The organism is Niveibacterium umoris (assembly GCF_014197015.1).
GTDB lineage: Bacteria > Pseudomonadota > Gammaproteobacteria > Burkholderiales > Rhodocyclaceae > Niveibacterium > Niveibacterium umoris.
Map to the genome: position 1 here is coordinate 2,356,421 of NZ_JACIET010000001.1, position 21,189 is coordinate 2,377,609.

Below are 21,189 nucleotides of genomic sequence, written 5' to 3' on the forward strand. Positions count from 1 at the left end.
CTCGCTTGAGTGAGGGGAAGGCAGGATCCTCGGACGATTTACACCCGCACGCCCTGCAGCAGATCAAGCCCGCAGCGAGCATAGGAGCGCCACGCGTTAAGGCATGCCAACAAGCGCACACTGCGCCGCCGGCCCGCGATCGTGCGTCACTCGTCGATGGGGCGATCGACCCGCTCGGCTGATTCCCACAACGACCACGCCACCGAGATACCGGCGGTGATGTTGTTGTGCTGCCGCACCAGCGGGCTGTCTTCAAAGGCAGCGCCGGCTACCGTGCTGCCGCGAACGAAGCTGCCGAACCAGGCCCGCCCCATGCGGCGCGACAGTGTCAGCGTGAGCTGGGCACCGCCGTAGCCGGACTTTGCCGCGTAGGCGGGGCGATCTGGCCGCGCGTATTCCGGGGCCACGTCATACACATAGGCATGGCTGGCGCGGTCGCCGAAGTAAGGCCCGCCGGAGACCGCAAAACGCCAGCCCGGCACCGGCTGATCGAAGATGTCGAAGGCCAGCGTCGGCGTGCTCGCCCAGCCGGCATCCTGTGCGGTGCCGATCGCAACCACCTTGCGGATCGGCAGCCGCGCCATCAGGCGATAGCCGTCTTCCCAACTGCCGGCAATCCGCCACACCAATTGCGGGCCGATCTCGATCGTCGGCTTGAGGTCGGGCATTCCGGCGCGGGCGGCGTTGTCGTTGCTGCGCACCGGCACGCCGGCCGAAAGGCTGATATCGAGTTCCAGCCGATCGGAATCGAACAGCTTGCCGCGCAGGCCATCGCGATCGGCACGCAGGCGATCGCCGCGATACACCACGAAGGGCACCGGCAGCAGATAGGCATGCTGCTCATCCGACCCGCGGTAATCAGGGAGCGTCATCGCGCCGACGCCGAGGCCAAGTTCCCACTTGGGCAGATCGGCGGCGCGTGCAGGCGCGCTCAGCGCCACGGCGAGCGACGCCAGCAAGGGGAAAAGCTTCATGCGCGGCGGCTCCACAAAGGGCGTGATTCTAGGGCCGGTTTGCCGCGCCACGCGCCCCGCTGTTCAGTCAAGCGCCAGCGCCGCCTCGTCGTGACCGAGCAACTGGGCCAGCCCGGCCACCACCAGTTCATGGTCCGCCCGTTGCGGCAGACCCGACACCGTAACGGTGCCGATCATCCCTGCGGCCGCCACGCGGATCGGGAAACAGCCGCCGTGCCAGGCGTAGTCACGCAGCGGCAGGCCCATCTTCTCGTCCAGCCCCTTGCCGTCGCGCCGGCATTCCAGCGATACCGCGTAGGAACTGCGCTGCATCAGCGTGACCACGTTGTGCTTGCGCCGCGCCCAGTCGGCATTGGCCGGCGTGGTGCCCGGCATGGCGTGCAGGAAGACGATGTCCTCCCCACGGCGGATCACGATCGTCACCGCCTGGCCTGCTGCCCTTGCACGTACACGCAGCGCTTCGCCCAACTGCCACGCAAGATCTTCGTCAAACGCGGGGAAGATCAGCGTCTCTTCCTGACGCGCGAGTTTTTCCAGTTCGTGTTCGAAGTCCATGTCTCACCTCAATCCAGACCAACGACAGGCGCGACACGCCCTTCGCGGAAGCTGGCGAGCCCGAGGTCGATGAGTTGCATCACTTTCAGCGCATCGCTGGCCGGCACCGGGTTCGACGCGCCCTGCAGGATCGCGTCGCGCACCGCGGCGTAGTAGCGGCTGTAGTCGCCCCGCTCACCGGCAAATTCGCGGGAAATCAACGCATCGCCTTCGCTGGTCGTGAGCGTGCCGGGGCGCGGGTCGACACCCCAGTCCGCAGCGCCGGGGCGACCACCCAGCTTCAGCGCATCTTCTTGCGGATCGAGGCCGAACTTGCTGAAGCTGCCGCGCGTGCCGTGCAGCGCAAAGCGTGGGCCAAGGTCGCCAACCAGCGCGCTGGCATGCAGGATCACCCGCAGGCCGTCGTAGCGCAGCACGGCGTGGAACCAGTCGTCCGCTGCGGCGCCGTCGCGCTGCTTGGCCAGATCCAGCGAAATGATCTGCGGCGTACCGAACAGTTGCAGCGCCTGATCCAGCAGGTGCGAACCGAGGTCGTACCAGAGGCCGCTGCCGGGTGCGCCGGATTCACGCCATCGCTGACGCACCAGCGGGCGGAAGCGATCAAAGTGCGACTCGAAGTGGGTCAGGCGGCCCAGTTCGCCGCTGGCGAGGATCTGCTTGACGGTCAGGAAGTCGGCGTCCCAGCGCCGGTTGTGGAACACCGATAGCACCCGCCCGGCGGCGTCGGCACGGGCGATCAGGTCACGGGCTTCGGCTGCGTCGAGTGTGAAGGGTTTGTCCACCACGACGTGCTTGCCCGCCGCGAGCGCTTTCACCGCGAGCGGATAGTGCGTCTCGTTCGGCGTCGGGATCACGACCAGATCGATGTCCGGCCGCGCGAAGAGCGCATCGGGCGATTCGCAGGTGTCGACCTGCGGCCACGCGGCCCGCACCTTGGCCGGATCGCTCGAGGATATCGCCGTAAGCGCCAAGCCCGGCACGGATGCGATCAGGGGCGCATGGAAGGTGGCGGTGGCAAAACCAAAACCGACCACGCCAACCTTGAGGGTGGAATTCATGTAGGCACTCCTGGCAAGAACCCGAGGCAAATGCGCACTGGCGGCCCGTGGCGTAAAAGCTCAAGCGGCCAATAACAGGCCATGGGCAAGCGGATCAAGCTGCTGCGACGCAACAATTTGATTTGCCTCTCTACTTTGGATCGAGCGTCGATCTTATACTCCCCATTGCGGTTTACCCTGAATTTTGCCAAGCACTCACCGCCCCTTCCCCCAAGGGCGTGCGCGGCGAAAAGGCCCCCCATGCACGCCCCGATGTACCTTCCCTGGCTGGCCCGCAAGGCCGGCATCAGCGACACCCAGGCGCTGGAGTACTGGCACGAAGCATTGCGCCACGCCACCGAAAGCACCGGCTGGGTCGGCGGATCCGACTACTGGGCGGCTGCCCACGATCGCCTGCTCGAACTGACCGACGCGGCGCGTCGACGCCATTCGACGCCGCACATCGTGCGCATGGTGCGCACCCAGCATCACCTCGCCCAGTTGCCGCTACAGGCGTTTGAAGACCTGCTCGGCGGCCTGCGCGCCAGCTTTCAGCGCCCGGCCTGAGTTCGCACGCCCGCCCGGCAAGCCAGGCCGGGCGTCGTTGTTCCGCACCGCAGCGCACGGGCGGTAGAATGCGTGTTTTCGCCTTTCTGCCGCGAGCGCACGCCCATGCTGGACAACAAGTACGACCACAAACAGGTCGAAAGCACCGCCCAAACCCATTGGGATACCACCCAGGCCTTCGAGGTCTCCCGGGACGATTCGCTCCCGAAGTACTACTGCCTGTCGATGTTCCCCTACCCCTCGGGCAAGCTGCACATGGGGCACGTGCGCAACTACACGATCGGCGATGTGCTGTCGCGCTCGCACAAGATGCGCGGCTACAACGTGCTGCAGCCGATGGGCTGGGACGCCTTCGGCCTGCCGGCCGAGAACGCGGCAATCAAGAACGGCGTGCCGCCGGCCAAGTGGACGCGCGAAAACATCGCCTACATGAAGATGCAGCTCAAGTCGCTCGGTTTCGCGATCGACTGGAGCCGCGAGCTCGCCACCTGCGACGCCAGCTACTACAAATGGAACCAGTGGCTGTTCCTGCGCATGCTCGAAAAGGGCATCGCCTACAAGAAGACCCAGGTCGTGAACTGGGACCCGGTCGACCAGACCGTGCTCGCCAACGAGCAGGTGATCGACGGCCGCGGCTGGCGCACCGGCGCGGTGGTCGAGAAACGCGAGATTCCCGGCTACTACCTCGGCATCACCCAGTACGCCGAAGAACTGCTGGGTGACCTCGATGAGCTGACCGGCTGGCCGGAACGCGTAAAGCTGATGCAGGCCAACTGGATCGGCAAGAGCATCGGCGTGCGCTTTGCATTTCCGCACGAGATTTCGGACGAGTCCGGCCTGATCGGCGACGGCAAGCTGTGGGTCTTCACCACCCGCGCCGACACGATCATGGGCGTGACCTTCTGCGCCGTGGCCGCCGAGCACCCGCTCGCCACCCACGCCGCGCAGAACAACCCCGAACTCGCCGCCTTCATCGACAAGTGCAAGCACGGCTCAGTGATGGAAGCCGACATGGCGACGATGGAGAAGGAAGGCCTGCCGACCGGACTCTTCGTCACCCACCCGCTGACCGGCAAGCAAGTCGAAGTCTGGGTCGGCAACTATGTGCTGATGAGCTACGGCGACGGCGCGGTGATGGGCGTGCCGGCCCACGACGAGCGCGACTTTGCCTTTGCGAAGAAGTACGGCATCGCGATCGAGCAGGTCGTACAGGTCGAGGGCGAACAGTTCTCGCTCGACGCCTGGAAACCCTGGTACGGCGACAAGGAACGCGGCGTCAATGTAAATTCCGGCGTGCTCGACGGGCTCGGCTACGAAGCGGCGGTGAACAAGGTCGCCGAGTTGCTGGAAGCCCGCGGCATCGGCGAGAAGAAGGTGCAGTGGCGACTGCGCGACTGGGGCATCTCGCGCCAGCGCTATTGGGGCTGCCCGATCCCGATCATCCACTGCGATGACTGCGGCTCGGTGCCGGTGCCGGATGATCAGTTGCCGGTCGTGCTGCCGGAAGACTGCGTGCCGGATGGCTCGGGCAATCCGCTCAACAAGCTCGAGAGCTTCCTCGCCTGCAACTGCCCGAAGTGCGGCAAGCCGGCGCGCCGCGAGACGGACACGATGGACACCTTCGTCGATTCGTCCTGGTACTACGCCCGCTATGGCAGCAGCTTCAGCGACACTGCGATGGTGGATGCCGAGACCAACTACTGGATGACCGTCGACCAGTACATCGGCGGCATCGAACACGCGATCCTGCACCTGCTGTATTCGCGTTTCTGGACCAAGGTGATGCGCGACTGCGGCCTGGTGAATTACCGCGAGCCTTTCTCGCGCCTGCTGACGCAAGGCATGGTGCTGAACACCGCGTTCTCCCACAAGCCGGAGAGCGGCGGCAAGAACTACTACTGGGAAGAGGAAGTCGACCTGGTGCGCAATGCGCACGGCCAGATCACCGGCGCCACGCTGAAGAAGGACGGCACGCCGCTGGATTTCGAGATGACCACGATGTCGAAGTCCAAGAGCAACGGCGTCGATCCGCAGGCCATCATCGACCAGTACGGCGCCGACACGGCGCGCTTCTTCATGATGTTCGCCGCGCCGCCCGAGCAAACGCTGGAATGGTCCGATGCCGGCGTTGAAGGCGCCTACCGCTTCCTGCGCCGCGTGTGGGGCTTCGGCCATGTCTTCGCGAGCGAGCTGAAGGCGCAGCTGCCGGCCGAGCGCACGCTCGCCGCGACCAAGCTGCCGGCCGATCTCGCGGCCGTGCGGCGCGAAATCCACCTGCTGCTCAAGCAAGCCAACTACGATTTGGGCAAACAGCAGTTCAACACCGTCGCCTCGGCCACGATGAAGATGCTCAATGCGATCGAGAAGGCCCCGCGTGACACGCCGCTGGCGGCCGAGGTGCTGGAAGAGTGCTTCGGCATCCTGCTGCGCGTACTTTCGCCGATTACCCCGCACGTCACCCACGCGCTGTGGCGCGAACTGGGATTCGGTGACGACATTCTCCACGCCGCCTGGCCGGAACCTCAGGACGAAGCGCTGATCCAGGACGAAATCGAACTGGTGCTGCAGGTGCTGGGCAAGACCCGCGGCAGCATCACGGTGCCCGCATCGGCCGACAAGGCGGCGATCGAGGCCGCTGCGGTCGCGTCGGAAGTCGCGCAGAAGTTCATGGAAGGCAAACCGGCGAAGAAGGTCATCGTCGTGCCGGGTCGCCTGGTGAACATTGTCTGCTGACGTGGGGGTTACGATCAGGATTCGCCGCGCGGAGCCGGGCGACGCCGCCGCGTTCGCCCGCGTGCTGGCGCCGGTCGAGGTCTTCGCCAACACGCTGCAGCAGCCCTACCCCTCGGTCGAACACTGGAAGGCCCGACTGGCAAGCAACGCACCAATCGAAGCGCCATTGATCGCCGAGGTCGACGGCGAGGTCGTCGGCTTCGCCGGCCTGCATCGCGAGACCGGTCCGCGACGTGCCCACGCGGCACACCTCGGCATTACTGTGGATCGCGACTGGCAGGGCAAGGGCATCGGCCGCGCGCTGATGCACGCCTTGCTCGATGTCGCCGATAACTGGCTGGGCTTGCAGCGGATCGAGCTGGGCGTGTTCTCCGACAACGCGCGCGCGATCAAACTCTACGAATCCTGCGGATTCGTGCGCGAAGCGGTGCTGCGCGGCGATGCGCTGCGCAACGGCCAGTTCGCCGACACCGTTGTGATGGCACGCCTGCATCCCAACCCGCCGCAGCTCCCGACCGAGGAAAACACGTGACGCGACTTCGCTCTGCCCTGCTGCTCGGCTGCATCGCACTGTTGAGCGCATGCGGTTTTCACCTGCGCGGTGCGCAACCGCTGCCCTTCAAATCGATTCACCTCGGCGTGTCGGCCTACAGCGAGGCGGGCGCAAACTTGCGCCGCCAGATCGCGGCCAACGGCGGCACACAGGTGATGGAAAAGGCCGATGACGCTGAGGTCAGCCTGATCATCGTCCAGGATGTGAAGGAGCGGATCATCCTGACGCTGAACACCGATGGCCGGGTGCGCGAGTACGAACTGCGCGACCGCATCGTGTTCAAGGTGGTCGACCGCAAGGGCCGCGAGGTAATCCCCGCAACCGAACTGACCGCCAGACGCGAGATCACCTTCAACGATTCGCTGGTGCTGGCCAAGGAACAGGAAGAAGCGCAGTACCACCGCGAAATGGAAAACGATCTGGTGCAGCGCATCCTGCGCCGCATGGCCAGCGCACCCTGGCCGCTGCCCGAAATCCCCGCCACGCAGTCCGCCCCGGCCCGCTGAGCATTTGATGGCGCTGCGTGCGGAACAACTGATCGCGCAACTCGACAAGGGTCTCGCGCCGCTCTACGTCGTGCATGGCGATGAGCCCCTGCTGGTGCTCGAGGCGACCGATGCCATCCGCAGTGCCGCACGCACGCGAGGCATCGACGAACGCGAAGTGCTGGTGGTCACCCATGGTTTCAAGTGGAACACGCTGGAGATGGCCGCGGGCAACTTGTCGCTGTTTGGCTCCAGCAAGCTGATCGACCTGCGCATCCCCACCGGCAAGCCGGGCCGCGAGGGCGGCGAGGCGCTGCAGCGCTATGTCAAGCACCTCGACCCTCAGGGCGTCATCACGCTGATCACCCTGCCGCAACTCGACTGGGCAGCGCGCAAGGCGGCGTGGTTCGTCGCGCTGCTCGAAGCGGCCGTCGAAGTCGAATGCAACGCACCGCCATTCGCCCAACTGCCCGACTGGCTGGCCGGGCGGCTGGCGCGACAGAAGCAGCGCGCACCACAAGAGGCGCTCGAATTCATCGCCCAGCATGTCGAAGGCAATCTGCTGGCGGCGCATCAGGAACTGCAGAAACTCGCGCTGCTGTTCGAGCCGGGCGAACTCACGCTGGCCCAGGTGCAGGATGCGGTGCTGAATGTCGCGCGCTACGACACCGAGAAATTGCGCCTCGCCCTGCTGGAGGGCGACCCCGCACGACTGACGCGGCTGATCGAAGGCCTGCAGGGCGAAGGCGCCGCACCGCCGCTGGTGCTGTGGGCGATGACGGCGGAAATCCGCTCGCTTGCGCTGTTGCGCGCCGGACAGGATAGCGGGCAGCCGCTCGCGGCGCTGTTCAAGCGCGAACGCGTCTTCGATCGTGATAAGCAGGCACTGATCCAGCGCGCATTGCCAAGGCTGTCGCTTGGTGCGCTGCGCGCCGCGCTGATGCACGCCGCCCGCGTCGACCGCATCATCAAGGGCGTCGGCGAAGGCGAGTTGTGGAACGAGTTCCTGCAACTCGCGCTGCGCCTGGCGAACACCCCGAAACGCCGCCGCGCCTGATCCACCCGTGAACCTGCAGGACAAAAAAATGGCGACCTGAGGTCGCCGAGCTTTTGTTATTCACTCCGCCACCGGGGCGGCTGGAGTGTCGATACGCGCAGTCCGTTGTTTGAGGCGAGCGGATCACTTGCTCGCCGTTGTGTGACAGGAACACCCCGGAAGGCCCGGCGGGCGTCATGACAGGGGGAGCAGCCATGCGCAACCCGGTGCGGGGAGGGAGGGATTTCACCGGAGGCCTATTGCGCTCCCGGGTGTCCGTCGGGGTTAACCCTAAGTCACCCCTCGAACAAAAGCAATACAACGCCCATTCAATCTTTTTATGACACCGTAAAGGAAACGCGGCGGCTCCGAAGAGCCGCCGCATCCCAGTCAGTCTCCCCCGAGACTTCCTTACTTTTTCTTCATCGGCGGCAGGTCGGTACAGGTGCCTTCGAAAACCTCTGCCGTCATGCCGATCGACTCACCCAGCGTCGGGTGCGGGTGGATGGTCTTGCCGATATCCACCGCGTCACAACCCATCTCGATCGCCAGCGCGATCTCGCCGATCATGTCGCCCGCGTTGGGGCCGACGATGCTGCCACCGACCACGCGATGTGTCTCTTCGTCGAAGATCAGCTTGGTGAAGCCGTAGTCACAGCCGTTCGCGATGGCGCGACCGGACGCTGCCCACGGGAATTTCGCCACGTTGATCTTGCGGCCGCTCGCCTTCGCTTCGATCTCGGTCACGCCCACCCAGGCCACTTCCGGCTCGGTGTAGGCCACCGACGGAATGATCGTCGCGTCGAAGAAGGACTTCTGGCCGGCTGCCACTTCCGCGGCGACGTGTGCTTCATGCACGCCCTTGTGCGCCAGCATCGGCTGGCCGACGATGTCGCCGATGCCGAAGATGTGCGGCACATTGGTGCGCTGCTGCTTGTCTACCGGGATGAAGCCGCGATCGGTGACATGCACGCCGGCCTTCTCGGCGCCAATCTTCTTGCCGTTCGGGCTGCGGCCCACGGCGGAGAGGATCAGGTCGTACTTCTGCTCGTCGGCCGGAGCGTTCTCGCCTTCGAACTTCACCAGGATGCCATCCGGCCGGCAGGTCACACCCACCGTGCGGGTCTTCAGCATGACCTTGTCGAAGCGGTGCAGGTTCTGTTTTTCCCAGACCTTGACCGCATCGCGGTCGGCACCGGTCATCAGGCCTTCCAGCGCTTCGACCACGTCGATGCGTGCGCCCAGCGCGGAATACACCGTCGCCATTTCAAGGCCGATGATGCCACCGCCGATCACCAGCATGCGCTTCGGAACCTGGCGCAGTTCCAGCGCGCCGGTGGAATCGACAATACGCGGATCGTCCGGCAGGAAGGGCAGCTTCACCGCCTGCGAGCCGGCGGCGATGATCGCCTTCTGGAAGCGGATGACCTTCTTCTCGCCGCTCAGCTCGGAGCCCGAGCCGGTGGTCAGCGCCACTTCAAGGTGGTAGGCGTCGAGGAACTGACCGTAGCCGCGAACGATATCGACCTTGCGCGCCTTGGCCATGCCGGCGAGGCCACCGGTCAGCTTGCCGATGACCTTTTCCTTGTGCGCACGCAGGCGGTTCAGATCCACCGTCGGCTTGTCGAAGGCGACGCCCACGTCGGCAAAGTGCGAGGCCTCCTCGATCACGTTTGCCACGTGCAGCAACGCCTTGGACGGGATACAGCCGACGTTCAGGCACACGCCGCCCAGTGTCGGGTAGCGTTCGACCATCACCGTCTTCATGCCGAGGTCGGCCGAGCGGAAGGCGGCGGAGTAGCCGCCGGGGCCTGCGCCCAGCACCAGCATTTCGCACTCGATATCGACTGCGCCGCTGTAGCTGCCGGCAGGCAGCGGGGCCGCCGGAGCTGCTGCAGGAGCCGGGGCGGCAGAGGGCGCTGCGGGCTTCGGCGCTTCGGCGGCAGCTTGGGAAACTGAGGCAGCAGCAGCCGCTTCCAGCGTCAGCACCACGGCACCTTCGCCTACGCGGTCGCCCACCTTGACCTTGAGCTCCTTGACGACGCCGGCGGCCGGGCTCGGCACATCCATCGTCGCCTTGTCGGATTCGAGCGTCAGCAGCGCGTCTTCGGCCTTGACGGTGTCACCCGGCTTGACCGCGATCTCGATGATCGGCACATCCTTGAAGTCGCCGATGTCCGGCACCTTCACTTCGATAATCTGGCTCATCCTTGAGGTCTCCGGCTCAGAGCAGCACGCGGCGGAAGTCCTGCAGCACGCCGGCGAAGTAAGCATTGAAACGGGCAGCCTCGGCACCGTCGATGACGCGGTGATCCCACGACAGCGACAGCGGCAGCATCAGACGCGGCACAAAGGCCGAGCCGTCCCACACCGGGCGGATCTGCGACTTGCAGACACCCATGATGGCGACTTCCGGCGCGTTGATGATCGGCGTGAAGTAGACGCCACCGATACCGCCCAGCGAGCTGATCGTGAAGCAACCGCCCTGCATCTGGTCCGGCTTGAGCTTGCCGTCGCGCGCGAGCTTCGCCAGTTCGCCCATTTCCTGCGCGATTGCGGAGACGCCCTTCTTGTCCGCATCACGAATCACCGGCACAACCAGGCCGTTCGGCGTGTCGGCAGCGAAACCGATGTGGTAGTACTGCTTGAGCACCAGGTTGTCGCCGTCGAGCGAGGCGTTGAAGGTCGGGAACTTCTTCAGCGCCGCAACCGCCGCCTTGATCATGAACGCGAGCATGGTCAGCTTGACGCCGCTCTTCTCGAGTTCCTTGTTCATCTGCACGCGGAAGGCTTCGAGGTCGGTGATGTCCGCGTCGTCATGGTTGGTGACGTGCGGGATCTGGACCCAGTTGCGGTGCAGGTTGGCGCCAGAGATCTTCTTGATGCGCGACAGCGGCTTGGCATCAACCGGGCCGAACTTGCTGAAGTCGACCTTGGGCCACGGCAGCAGGTTGAGTTCGCCACCACCGGTGACGCCACCGCCGGCAGCGCCCGCCGAACCGGCCGGTACGAGCGCGCCGGTCGAAATCTGGCTGAACACGCCCTTGATGAAGTTCTGCACGTCTTCGTGCAGGACGCGGCCCTTCGGACCGGTGCCCGGCACCTTGGCGATGTCGACGCCCAGTTCGCGTGCAAAGCGGCGCACCGACGGGCTGGCGTGCGCCTTGCCGGCCGGCGCGGTGACCGCGGGCGCAGCGGCCACCGGAGCGGCCACGGCAGGCGCCGGAGCAGCGGCCGGTGCAGGTGCTGCCGCTGCGGGCGCGGCGGCGGCCACCGGCGCCGGAGCGGCAACCGGAGCAGCGCCAGCGGCTTCCACAACCAGGATCAGCGCGCCCTGCGACACGCGGTCGCCGACCTTGACGCGCACTTCCTTGACCACGCCGGCAACCGGCGTCGGCACATCCATCGTCGCCTTGTCCGACTCCAGCGTGACCACGGCCGCATCGGCGGCGACCACATCGCCAACCTTGACGGCGATCTCGATCACCGGCACGTCGGCGAAGTCGCCGATGTCCGGCACGGTCACTTCAACCAGCTCACCACCCGCGGCGGGTGCGGCAGCCGGAGCCGGGGCCGCTGCCAACGGGGCAGGCGCCGGAGCGGCGGGTGCCGGTGCTGCTGCGGGTGCGGCCGGGGCTACTACGGTCGCGGCGGCTTCCAGCACCACGACCAGCGCGCCTTCGGCAACCTTGTCACCGACAGCAACCTTGATTTCCTTGACGACACCGGCGGCCGGGCTTGGCACGTCCATCGTCGCCTTGTCGGACTCCAGTGTGATCAGCGTGGCCTCGGCGGCGACGGTATCGCCGACCTTCACCGCGATCTCGATCACCGGCACGTCCTTGAAGTCACCGATATCGGGGACCTTCACTTCAATCAGTTGGCTCATGTGCGTTCCTCGTCGGGACGCGCTCCCCCACGGCGCTTGCGCGCCGTCGCGGCCGGCTGCAACCGGGCAGCGGCCGCGCGGGGGAGTCGCATCAGGCGGTGATGGGGTTCGGCTTGTTGATGTCGATGCCGTACTTGGCAATCGCTTCGGCAACCTTCTCGCGATCGATCGTGCCTTCGTCGGCCAGTGCCTTCAGCGCAGCAACCGTGACCCAGCGGCGATCCACCTCGAAGTGGTTGCGCAGCGCCTCGCGGGTGTCCGAGCGGCCGAAACCGTCGGTACCCAGCGTGACATAACGACCCGGCACGAAGGGGCGGATCTGCTCGGCGAACAGCTTCACATAGTCGGTCGCGGCGATCACCGGGCCACTGGTGTCTTTGAGCAGGCGCTCGACATGCGACACGCGCGGCGTCTCGATCGGATGCAGCAGGTTCCAGCGCGCCGCATCCTGGCCGTCGCGGGCCAGCAGGTTGAAGCTCGGGCAACCCCAGATGTCGGCTTCGACGCCCCAGTCGGACTTGAGCAGGTCGGCAGCGGCGATGACCTCGCGGAAGATCGTGCCGGAACCGAGCAATTGCACGCGCGGCTGCTTGCCCTTGGTAGCGCCGCCCTCGCGGAACTTGTACATCCCCTTGAGGATGTCGGCCGCGGCACCTTCCGGCATCGCCGGGTGCTCGTAGTTCTCGTTCATCACCGTGATGTAGTAATGAACATCTTCCTGCTCGACATACATGCGGCGCAGGCCGTCCTGCACGATGACCGCGACTTCGTAGGCGAAAGTCGGGTCGTACGAGAGGCAGTTCGGGACCAGGTTGGCGAGGATCAGCGAGTGGCCGTCCTCGTGCTGCAGGCCTTCACCGTTCAGCGTCGTGCGGCCGGCAGTGCCGCCCAGCAGGAAGCCGCGCGCACGCGAGTCGCCCGCCGCCCACACCAGGTCCATCACGCGCTGGTGACCGAACATCGAGTAGTAGATGTAGAACGGGATCATCGGCACGTTGTGCACCGAGTACGAGGTCGCCGCGGCGATCCACGAACTCATCGCTCCGGCTTCGTTGATGCCCTCCTGCAGGATCTGCCCTTCGCGGCTTTCCTTGTAGAACATCAGCTGGTCGTGATCCTGCGGCACGTACTTCTGGCCGAACTGGTTCCAGATGCCGAACTGGCGGAACATGCCCTCCATGCCGAAGGTACGCGACTCGTCGGGCACGATCGGCACGATGTGACGGCCGATGTTCTTGTCCTTGAGCAGGGTGTTCAGGATGCGCACGAAGGCCATCGTGGTCGAGAACTCGCGGCCTTCGCCGGAAGCCTTCAGCTGCGCCTCGAAGGCCTCCAGCCCCGGCGCCTGCAGCGTGTCGCCCTTGGTGCGGCGGCTGGGCAGGTAGCCACCCAGGTCCATGCGACGCTGGCGCATGTAGCTCAGTTCCGGCGAACCTTCTTCGAACTTCACCAGCGGCATTTCGTCGACCTTGTCGTCGGCGACCGGAATGTCGAAGCGATCGCGGAACCGCAACAGCGATTCGTGCGTCATCTTCTTCTGCTGGTGGGTGATGTTCTGCGCTTCGCCCGATGCGCCCATGCCGAAGCCCTTGATGGTCTTGGCGAGGATCAGCGTCGGCTGGCCCTTGTGCTCGGTCGCCGCCTTGTAGGCCGCGAAGACCTTGAAGAGATCGTGGCCGCCGCGGTTCAGGCGCCAGATGTCGTCATCGGTCCAGTCAGCGACCAGCGCCTTGAGTTCCGGCGTGTTGAAGAAGTATTCGCGAACGTAGGCACCGTCCTTCGACTTGAAGGTCTGGTACTCGCCGTCCACCGCCTCGAGCATGCGCTTCTTGAGGATGCCCTTGGTGTCACGCTGCAACAGCGTGTCCCAGTGCGTGCCCCAGATGACCTTGATGACGTTCCAGCCGGCGCCGCGGAACTCGGCTTCGAGTTCCTGGATGATCTTCGCGTTGCCGCGCACCGGACCGTCGAGGCGCTGCAGGTTGCAGTTCACGACGAAGACCAGGTTGTCGAGCTGTTCGCGGCCGGCCACGCCGATCGCGCCCATCGAATCGACCTCGTCCATCTCGCCATCGCCGAGGAAGGCCCAGACCTTGCGGCCTTCAGTCTTCGCCAGGCCGCGGTTGTCGAGGTACTTCATGAAGCGGGCCTGGTAGATGGCCTGCAGCGGCCCGAGGCCCATCGACACGGTCGGGAATTGCCAGAAATCCGGCATCAGCCAAGGGTGCGGGTAGGACGACACGCCCTTGCCGGCGGTTTCCTGGCGGAAGTTGTCGAGTTGCTCGTCGGTCAGTCGGCCGAGCATGTGCGCACGGGCATAGACGCCCGGCACCGAGTGGCCCTGGAAGAAGATCAGGTCGCCGCCATCGGGATTCGAGGGCGACTTCCAGAACCAGTTGAAGCCGACGTCGTACAACGTCGCGGCCGAGGCGTAGGACGCGATGTGGCCACCGACGTTGGTGTCCTTGTTCGCACGCACGACCATCGCCATCGCGTTCCAGCGCAGGAAGGCCTGGATGCGCTGCTCGATGTTCACGTCGCCGGGGTACTTGGGCTGCTGATCCGCCGGGATCGTGTTGATGTAGCCGGTATTGGCGCTGTACGGGATGTCGACACCCTCTTCACGGGCGCCTTCGATCAGGCGTTCGATCAGGTAGTGGGCCCGTTCCGGACCTTCCTGGGCGAGCACGCCGGCAAGCGCTTCCAGCCATTCCTGGGTCTCGAGCGCATCGGTATCGGACTGCAACAGCACGTTGGGCAGAGCGGCCATCAGTGCGTTCTCCTTCCTCGTTTGATTCGGACAACCAAAAAGCCCGCCGCCTCGTCGGGCGGCGGTTGCGAGTTCAGTCCTGAGGCGCAGCCCGGAGGCGCGCCAGCAGTCCTAGCTTAATCCGTGGCGAGAGCGGCAGCCAGCGGCAAAATTCAACGATTTTTCAAAAGATAAAACAGCTTCTCGCATTGTGCAATAGAAAATTGCTCAAACAGGGAAGTCGGGGTTTTCAAACGTTCGTTTGCAAGTCGTTGATGCGACGCAGCATTTTGCGCGCCGTACATCCAAACGGCGTCACGCACTCTCATCTGGTCGGCCGGCAGCGCCGCTCGGATCGCCTATCGACGCGTTACGCATGCCACCCGGCGAAACCCACAAGTCCGTTGTACCCCAAGACCCCCAAAATGCCGCGTCGCACTCGCGTTTCCGCGCGCTCCGACAGGCATTGCCGCAAATTCCCGATGCGCAGATGGCGTCAAGCGACGCCTCCTCCGCTATCCTTCGCCCATCACGGTCGCAGTAACGTGCCGATACGACGGCACGGCAACCGACCCGCCCCGAGCGCCGGCGTATACAACCCAAGATGGCCCTTCGATCCCGATCAGGACAGGACGGCTCAAGCCGCCTGGAACTGTTTTCCACCGCACCCTATGTGGCGGTGGTGGTGTTCGCGCTCGCAATGCTCGCCGTGGTGTGGATGCTGCAGACGCAGGAAGCGCTGGTCGAACGCAACGCGCTGGGCCGCGACGTCCAGTGGGCTGAGCGAACGATGCGCACGCATTTCGTGACCAACGAGGATTTCCTCAACGAATTGGCGCGTGACGTGGCGGCGGGCACCATCGACGGCGAAACCTTCCAGATGCGCACCAACCAGTACCTGGCGAACAACCCGGAACTGCTCAACGTCGTGTGGATCGACGCAGGCGGCAAGGTGCGCTGGTCGGCGCCTTTCGATACCTCCGACTGGTTGCCCGGCGACACCATGACACCGGCGCAGGGCCAGGTCGCCCGCCACGCGCGCGAACTCGGCCGCGCCGCGTATGGCCAGCCCTACCGCGGCGCCGGTGGGTCGGCGCTGGTCGAGATCTTCATTCCGGTTCAACGCGGGCGCTCGCCCTGGGGCATGGTCGCCGCCGTCTATTCGGTCGACGGCCTGCTGCATCACCTGGTGCCCTCGTGGTTTTCCGACAAGTACCGCCTCACGCTGACCGATGGCAATGGCGAGCCGCTCGCCTCGAACGCGACTTCAACCAATGCGACCGACGCAACCCTCTCATCCCTGATCGTCTTCGACCCGCCCGGCAACGGCCTCGCGCTGCGCGCAACAGCCTTCCGCGGCGATGCGGAATTGCCCTCGGCGCTGCCGGTTTCGCTGATCATCGGGCTCTCGGTGCTGGTGTTCTGGAGCCTGTGGGCACAGCGCGGCCACATGCTGCGCCGGATCAAGGTCGAGAAGGATCGCGACCGCATCTTCAACCTCTCGCTCGACGTGCTGTGCACGCTGACGCTGGACGGGCACTACCGGCGCCTCAACCCGGCCTTCGAGCGCATCCTCGGCTACCCGGCAGACGACATGATCGGCCGCAAGCTGGTCGATCTGGTGCACCCCGACGATCTCGAATCCGCGCGCGAGCAGATGCAACTGCTCGCAGAGGGCAAGCCCGCCACCTTCGAAGCGCGCATGGGCTGTTCGGACGGTCGCTACAAATGGCTGGTATGGAGCGCCAACCCGGTGCCCGAAGAGCGGCTGATCTACGCGGTCGCCCACAACGTCACCGATCGCAAGATCGCGGAAGATGCCTGGCGTGCCGAATCTGCCTTCCGGCGCGCGATGGAAGAGTCGGTGCTGACCGGATTGCGCGCCACCGACATGAAGGGCCGGATCATTTATGTGAACCGCGCCTTCTGCGAGCTGACCGGATTCTCGGAATCCGATCTGGTCGGCATCGACGCGCCCTTCCCTTACTGGCCGGAAGACGAAGTCGACCAGAACCAGCACAACCTCGCCCTGTCACTGGTTGGCGCAGCACCGGTCGATGGCTTCGAGCTGCGCATCCGCAAGAAAGACGGCAGTTTTGCACTGGTGCGCCTGATGGTCTCGCCGCTGATCGATGCCTCCGGCAAGCAGACCGGCTGGATGGCGGCGATGAGCGACATCACCGAAGCCAAGCGCATCCACGCCGAACTGGAAGCCGCGCACGAGCGCTTCGTCGCCGTGCTCGATGGCCTGGACACCGCCGTGTATGTGGCCGATGCGCAGAGCGACACGATCCTGTATGCCAACCGCGCGTTCCTGGCGACCTTCGGCGTCGATGCCGTCGGTCGCACGACCCATCGCCTGCCCTTGCCTCAGCCCGAACTCGGCGACTATCCGCTCGACCCGCGCCGGCTGTCGCCCGAGCAGCTTCCGCGCGAGCTCTTCGACGGCGAACTACAGCAACCGCTTTCGGCGCGCTGGTACCACGTGCGAGAACGTGCCGCCCGCTGGGTCGACGGCCGCGTGGTGCGCATGGCCGTGGCCACCGACATCACCGACCGCAAGACGGTCGAAGAACTCAACCGGCAACAGGAAGAGCGGCTGCAACGCACATCGCGCCTGATCACGATGGGCGAAATGGCCTCGACGCTGGCGCATGAACTCAACCAACCGCTCTCGGCGATCGCGAACTACAGTTCAGGTTGCGTGAACCGCCTGCAGAGCGGGCGCTACAAGCCCGACGAGTTGCTCGTCGCCATGCAGAAAGCCGCTCACCAGGCCGATCGCGCCGGCAAGATCATCCGCCGTGTGCGGGATTTCGTGCGCAAGAGCGAGCCGCGACGCGGCGCTGTGAGGCTGATCGACGTCGTTGAAGATGCCCTCGGCTTTGCGGAGATCGACGCACGCAAGCACGGCGCCCGCATCGACAACCGTATCAGCGCCGACCTGCCCGCGATCTACGCCGACCGCATCATGATCGAACAGGTGGTGCTGAACCTGGTGAAGAATGGCATCGAATCGATGAAGGACAGCGAAGAGGATCGCCGCACGCTGACCGTCACCGCGCGCATCGTCGAGAACATGGTCGAGGTCTCGGTGCATGACCACGGCCATGGCATCAGCGCCGAAGACCGCGAGAAACTCTTCAACGCTTTCTACACCACCAAGAGCGACGGCATGGGCATGGGCCTGAACATCTGCCGCTCGATCATCGAATTCCACAACGGGCGCCTGTGGGTGGACAGCAACCCCGAAGGCGGCTCGATCTTCCGATTCACACTCCCGATGGAGAAATCCCTTGAACACCTCGGCGAACCTGCCTGAACAGACCGTCCATATCGTCGACGATGACGAGGCCCTGCGCGATTCCCTGATCTGGTTGCTTGAATCGGAAGGCTATGCGGTTGCCACCTATGCCTCGGCGGAAGAGTTTCTCGCCGCCTGGAGCCCCGCGCTGGCCGGCTGCCTGCTGCTCGATGTCCGCATGCCCGGCATGAGCGGACTCGAGTTGTACGAAAAGCTGGCGGCCCAGCACTCGACGCTGCCGGTCATCTTCATCACCGGCCATGGCGACGTGCCGATGGCGGTGTCGGCGCTCAAGAAAGGCGCCGTCGACTTCATCGAGAAGCCCTTCAACGATCAGGACATGCTGCGCCTGATCGCGAACTGCCTCGAAGCGGAGCGCAGTGAGCGCACCCAGCGGCGGCAAGACGCCGAGACCGCGCGCCGCCTCGACCAGCTGACCACGCGCGAACGCGAGGTGCTCGACCTGATCGTCGCTGGCCGGCTCAACAAGCAGATCGCCGACGACCTGGGCATCAGCATCAAGACCGTTGAGGTGCACCGCGCCCGCGTGATGGAGAAAATGGACGTTTCCAGCCTCGCGGAACTGGTGCAGATGGTGATGAGCGCCGGAAAGTAGCCGCCCGTCACCCACGATGGTAGACTGCCCGGTTTTCCTGAATATTCCGGGACTTAGCCCATGACCGCCCGCATTCTCGATGGCAAGGCAATCGCCGAACAGGTCCGCGAAGACATCGCCCTGAAGGCAGCCCAACTCACCGCGCAAGGCACCCAGCCCTGCCTCGCCGTGATCCTCGTCGGCTCGGACCCCGCCTCGGCGGTGTACGTCCGCAACAAGGTCGCCGCCTGCGAGAAAGCGGGTTTCCGCTCGCTGAAGTTCGAATACGCGGCTGACGCCCAGCCCGAAACGGTGCTGGCCAAGATCGCCGAACTCAATGCCGACGCGAGCGTGCACGGCATCCTGGTGCAACTGCCCCTGCCCAAGCAATTCGATGAAGAGGCCGTGCTCGAAGCGATCGACCCAGCCAAGGATGTCGACGGCTTCCACGCCGAGAACTTCGGCATGCTGCTGCAGGGCCGCGAGAGCTTCTACCCCTGCACCCCGTGGGGCGTGATGAAGATGCTGGAAGTCGGCGGCGTTCAGGTACAGGGCGCCGACGCGGTCGTGATCGGCCGCAGCAACATCGTTGGCAAGCCGATGGCCGTGATGCTGCTCTCCGCCGGCGCCACGGTCACCGTGTGCCATTCCAAGACCAAGGATCTCGCCGGCCATGTGAAGCGCGCCGACATCGTCGTCGCCGCGGTGGGCCGCCCGAACTTCGTCACCGGCGACATGCTCAAGCCCGGCGCGGTGGTGATCGACGTCGGCATCAATCGCCTGCCCTCGGGCAAGCTTTGCGGCGACGTCGATTTCGAATCCGCCAGCCAGGTCGCCTCGCTGATCACGCCGGTGCCCGGCGGCGTCGGCCCGATGACGATCACGATGCTGCTCGGCAACACCCTGCTTGCCGCACAACGCGCGGCCGCCAAGGCCTGAACACCCGCCCCCGCGGACATGCGGATGAGGCGTGACCACGCACGCCCATCCGCGATCTTGCTTCTCTGGAAGAAAAAATGAACGAACAACCCGTTGTCGGCATCGTGATGGGCTCCAACTCGGACTGGCCGACGATGCAGGCCGCCGCCCGCATCCTCAAGGAATTCGGCGTGCCTTTCGAAGCGCGCGTCGTCTCCGCCCACCGCACGCCGGACCTGATGTTCGAATATGCCGAAGCGGCGCGCGACCGCGGCCTGCAGGTGATCATCGCGGGCGCTGGCGGTGCAGCCCATCTGCCGGGCATGCTGGCCGCCAAGACCACCGTGCCGGTGCTCGGCGTGCCGGTGCAAAGCAAGGCGCTCTCGGGCGTTGATTCGCTGCACTCGATCGTGCAGATGCCCAAGGGCATCCCGGTTGCCACCTTCGCGATCGGCGAAGCGGGTGCGGCCAACGCCGGCCTCTTCGCGGTTGCGATGCTGGCCAACGAGAACAGCCGCCTGCGGATCATGCTCGACGCCTTCCGCGCCAAGCAGACGCAGAGCGTGCTGGAAATGAAACTCGACGAAGTCTGAACTTCTCGCCGACGGACTGAGCAGATGAGCGCAATCCTCCCGCCCGCCACCCTGGGCATGCTTGGCGGTGGCCAGCTCGGCCGCTTCTTTGTGCTGGCCGCCCATGAAATGGGCTACAAGGTCTGGGTGCTCGACCCGGATCCCAACAGCCCGGCCGGCGTCGCCGCCGATCGCCACCTGAAAGCGGAGTTCGACGACTACGCCGCGCTGGATCAGCTGGCCGCCGGCTGCGCGGCAATCACCACCGAGTTCGAGAACGTGCCGGCCGGCACCCTCGACTACCTCGCCAAGTTCGTGCCGGTGCGCCCCTCGGCGGACGCCGTTGCGATCTGCCAGAACCGCGTTGCCGAGAAGACCTTTCTCGCGAACAACGGCATCCCGCACGCCCCCTTCGCGCCGATCAATACGGAAGCCGATGTGCGCAACGCGCCGTCCGTGCTCTTCCCCGGCATCCTGAAGGTCGCCCGCTTCGGCTACGACGGCAAGGGCCAGGCGCGCGTCGCGAATCACGACGAAGCGCTCGCCGCCTTCCAGGCCTTCAAGGGCGAAGCCTGCGTGCTGGAGCAGATGCTCAAGCTCGACTACGAAGTGTCGGTGGTGCTGGCGCGCGACGAGCACGGCAAGGTGAAGTGCTTCCCGACCGCTGAGAACGCGCACGCACGCGGCATCCTCGATGTATCGATCGCACCGGCGCGCGCCTCCGGCTGCCAGCGCGATACCGCTGAAGAGCTGGCCGAGCGCATCGCCGAGCAGCTCGACTACATCGGCACCATGGCGGTCGAGTTCTTCGTTTCGCGTGGCGAGCTGTATGTGAACGAGATGGCGCCGCGCCCGCACAACAGCGGCCACTACACGATCGACGCCTGTGTCACCGACCAGTTCGAACAGCAGGTGCGCGCCCTGGTCGGCCTGCCGCTGGGTGACGCTCGCGCGCACAGCGCCGCGGTGATGGTGAACCTGCTTGGCGACATCTGGTACGACCCGACCCAACCCGGCCCGGATTCGCACGGCCACTACCGCGAGCCGGACTGGTCGCAGCTGCTCGCGATCCCGAACCTGAAGCTGCACCTGTACGGCAAGCACCACGCCCGCCCCGGCCGCAAGATGGGCCACTTCACGGTGATCGACGCGGATCCGGCCAAGGCGGTCGCGACTGCCATGGCGGCGCGAACGGCCATCGGCATCCGCGACGAGTAAGCGG

16 protein-coding genes are annotated in these 21,189 nt (G+C 65.4%); 10 read left to right on the plus strand and 6 right to left on the minus strand.

The genetic code is table 11. The annotated features are described in order from the left end of the window. Nucleotides 1–146: 146 nt before the first annotated feature. The 3 genes from GGR36_RS10665 to GGR36_RS10675 form a co-directional block, all read right to left on the minus strand. Nucleotides 147–974: a MipA/OmpV family protein gene (locus GGR36_RS10665; protein ID WP_183634571.1), complete on the minus strand. Its 828-nt coding sequence runs from the start codon at nt 972–974 to the stop codon at nt 147–149. 63 nt (nt 975–1,037) lie between these two features. After that, nucleotides 1,038–1,529: a heme-degrading domain-containing protein gene (locus GGR36_RS10670; RefSeq protein WP_183634572.1), complete on the minus strand. Its 492-nt coding sequence runs from the start codon at nt 1,527–1,529 to the stop codon at nt 1,038–1,040. 8 nt (nt 1,530–1,537) lie between these two features. Continuing rightward, the gene (locus tag GGR36_RS10675; RefSeq protein WP_183634573.1) at nt 1,538–2,587 is read right to left on the minus strand and encodes an oxidoreductase; all 1,050 of its coding nucleotides are present in this window, start codon (nt 2,585–2,587) and stop codon (nt 1,538–1,540) included. A 240-nt stretch (nt 2,588–2,827) separates the two neighbouring features. Between GGR36_RS10675 and GGR36_RS10680 the strand changes: the two genes are divergently transcribed. The 5 genes from GGR36_RS10680 to holA all read left to right on the plus strand — a co-directional run bounded on the left by GGR36_RS10680 (nt 2,828) and on the right by holA (nt 7,961). Further along, nucleotides 2,828–3,133, plus strand: a complete 306-nt coding sequence (locus GGR36_RS10680; protein ID WP_183634574.1) for a hypothetical protein — start codon at nt 2,828–2,830, stop codon at nt 3,131–3,133. A 108-nt stretch (nt 3,134–3,241) separates the two neighbouring features. Beyond that, nucleotides 3,242–5,866 carry a leucine--tRNA ligase gene (leuS, locus tag GGR36_RS10685; protein ID WP_420847491.1) on the plus strand — a complete coding sequence of 875 codons (2,625 nt, stop codon included), beginning with the start codon at nt 3,242–3,244 and terminating at the stop codon, nt 5,864–5,866. Nucleotide 5,867: 1 nt separating this feature from the next. Then, nucleotides 5,868–6,398, plus strand: a complete 531-nt coding sequence (locus GGR36_RS10690; protein WP_207064246.1) for a GNAT family N-acetyltransferase — start codon at nt 5,868–5,870, stop codon at nt 6,396–6,398. Continuing rightward, nucleotides 6,395–6,925, plus strand: coding sequence for an LPS assembly lipoprotein LptE (locus GGR36_RS10695; RefSeq protein WP_183634578.1), 531 nt, complete (start codon nt 6,395–6,397; stop codon nt 6,923–6,925). Before GGR36_RS10690 ends, GGR36_RS10695 begins: the two co-directional genes overlap by 4 nt. A 7-nt stretch (nt 6,926–6,932) precedes the next feature. Continuing rightward, nucleotides 6,933–7,961, plus strand: coding sequence for a DNA polymerase III subunit delta (gene holA / locus GGR36_RS10700; RefSeq protein ID WP_183634580.1), 1,029 nt, complete (start codon nt 6,933–6,935; stop codon nt 7,959–7,961). A gap of 390 nt (nt 7,962–8,351) precedes the next feature. Here holA and lpdA read toward each other — a convergent pair whose 3' ends face one another. The 3 genes from lpdA to aceE form a co-directional block, all read right to left on the minus strand. Further along, entirely contained in the window at nt 8,352–10,148 is a 1,797-nt protein-coding gene (gene lpdA, locus GGR36_RS10705) for a dihydrolipoyl dehydrogenase (RefSeq protein ID WP_183634581.1), read from the minus strand. Nucleotides 10,149–10,164: 16 nt separating this feature from the next. Continuing rightward, nucleotides 10,165–11,829: a dihydrolipoyllysine-residue acetyltransferase gene (gene aceF, locus GGR36_RS10710; protein ID WP_183634582.1), complete on the minus strand. Its 1,665-nt coding sequence runs from the start codon at nt 11,827–11,829 to the stop codon at nt 10,165–10,167. 91 nt (nt 11,830–11,920) lie between these two features. After that, nucleotides 11,921–14,599, minus strand: a complete 2,679-nt coding sequence (aceE, locus tag GGR36_RS10715) for a pyruvate dehydrogenase (acetyl-transferring), homodimeric type (protein ID WP_183634583.1) — start codon at nt 14,597–14,599, stop codon at nt 11,921–11,923. Between the two features lie 583 nt (nt 14,600–15,182). Between aceE and GGR36_RS10720 the strand changes: the two genes are divergently transcribed. The 5 genes from GGR36_RS10720 to GGR36_RS10740 all read left to right on the plus strand — a co-directional run bounded on the left by GGR36_RS10720 (nt 15,183) and on the right by GGR36_RS10740 (nt 21,185). Beyond that, complete coding sequence (locus GGR36_RS10720) at nt 15,183–17,900, plus strand: PAS domain S-box protein (protein ID WP_183634584.1); 2,718 nt, start codon at nt 15,183–15,185, stop codon at nt 17,898–17,900. Continuing rightward, a complete protein-coding gene (fixJ, locus tag GGR36_RS10725) occupies nt 17,875–18,498 on the plus strand; it encodes a response regulator FixJ (RefSeq protein WP_183634586.1) in 624 nt (207 codons plus the stop codon). The genes GGR36_RS10720 and fixJ overlap by 26 nt, the downstream gene beginning before the upstream one ends. A 60-nt stretch (nt 18,499–18,558) precedes the next feature. Then, on the plus strand, nt 18,559–19,416 hold the full coding sequence (gene folD / locus GGR36_RS10730; protein ID WP_172203170.1) for a bifunctional methylenetetrahydrofolate dehydrogenase/methenyltetrahydrofolate cyclohydrolase FolD: 858 nt from the start codon (nt 18,559–18,561) through the stop codon (nt 19,414–19,416). 77 nt (nt 19,417–19,493) lie between these two features. After that, nucleotides 19,494–19,988, plus strand: coding sequence for a 5-(carboxyamino)imidazole ribonucleotide mutase (gene purE / locus GGR36_RS10735; protein ID WP_183634587.1), 495 nt, complete (start codon nt 19,494–19,496; stop codon nt 19,986–19,988). A gap of 24 nt (nt 19,989–20,012) precedes the next feature. After that, the gene (locus tag GGR36_RS10740; protein ID WP_183634588.1) at nt 20,013–21,185 is read left to right on the plus strand and encodes a 5-(carboxyamino)imidazole ribonucleotide synthase; all 1,173 of its coding nucleotides are present in this window, start codon (nt 20,013–20,015) and stop codon (nt 21,183–21,185) included. Nucleotides 21,186–21,189 lie beyond the last annotated feature (4 nt).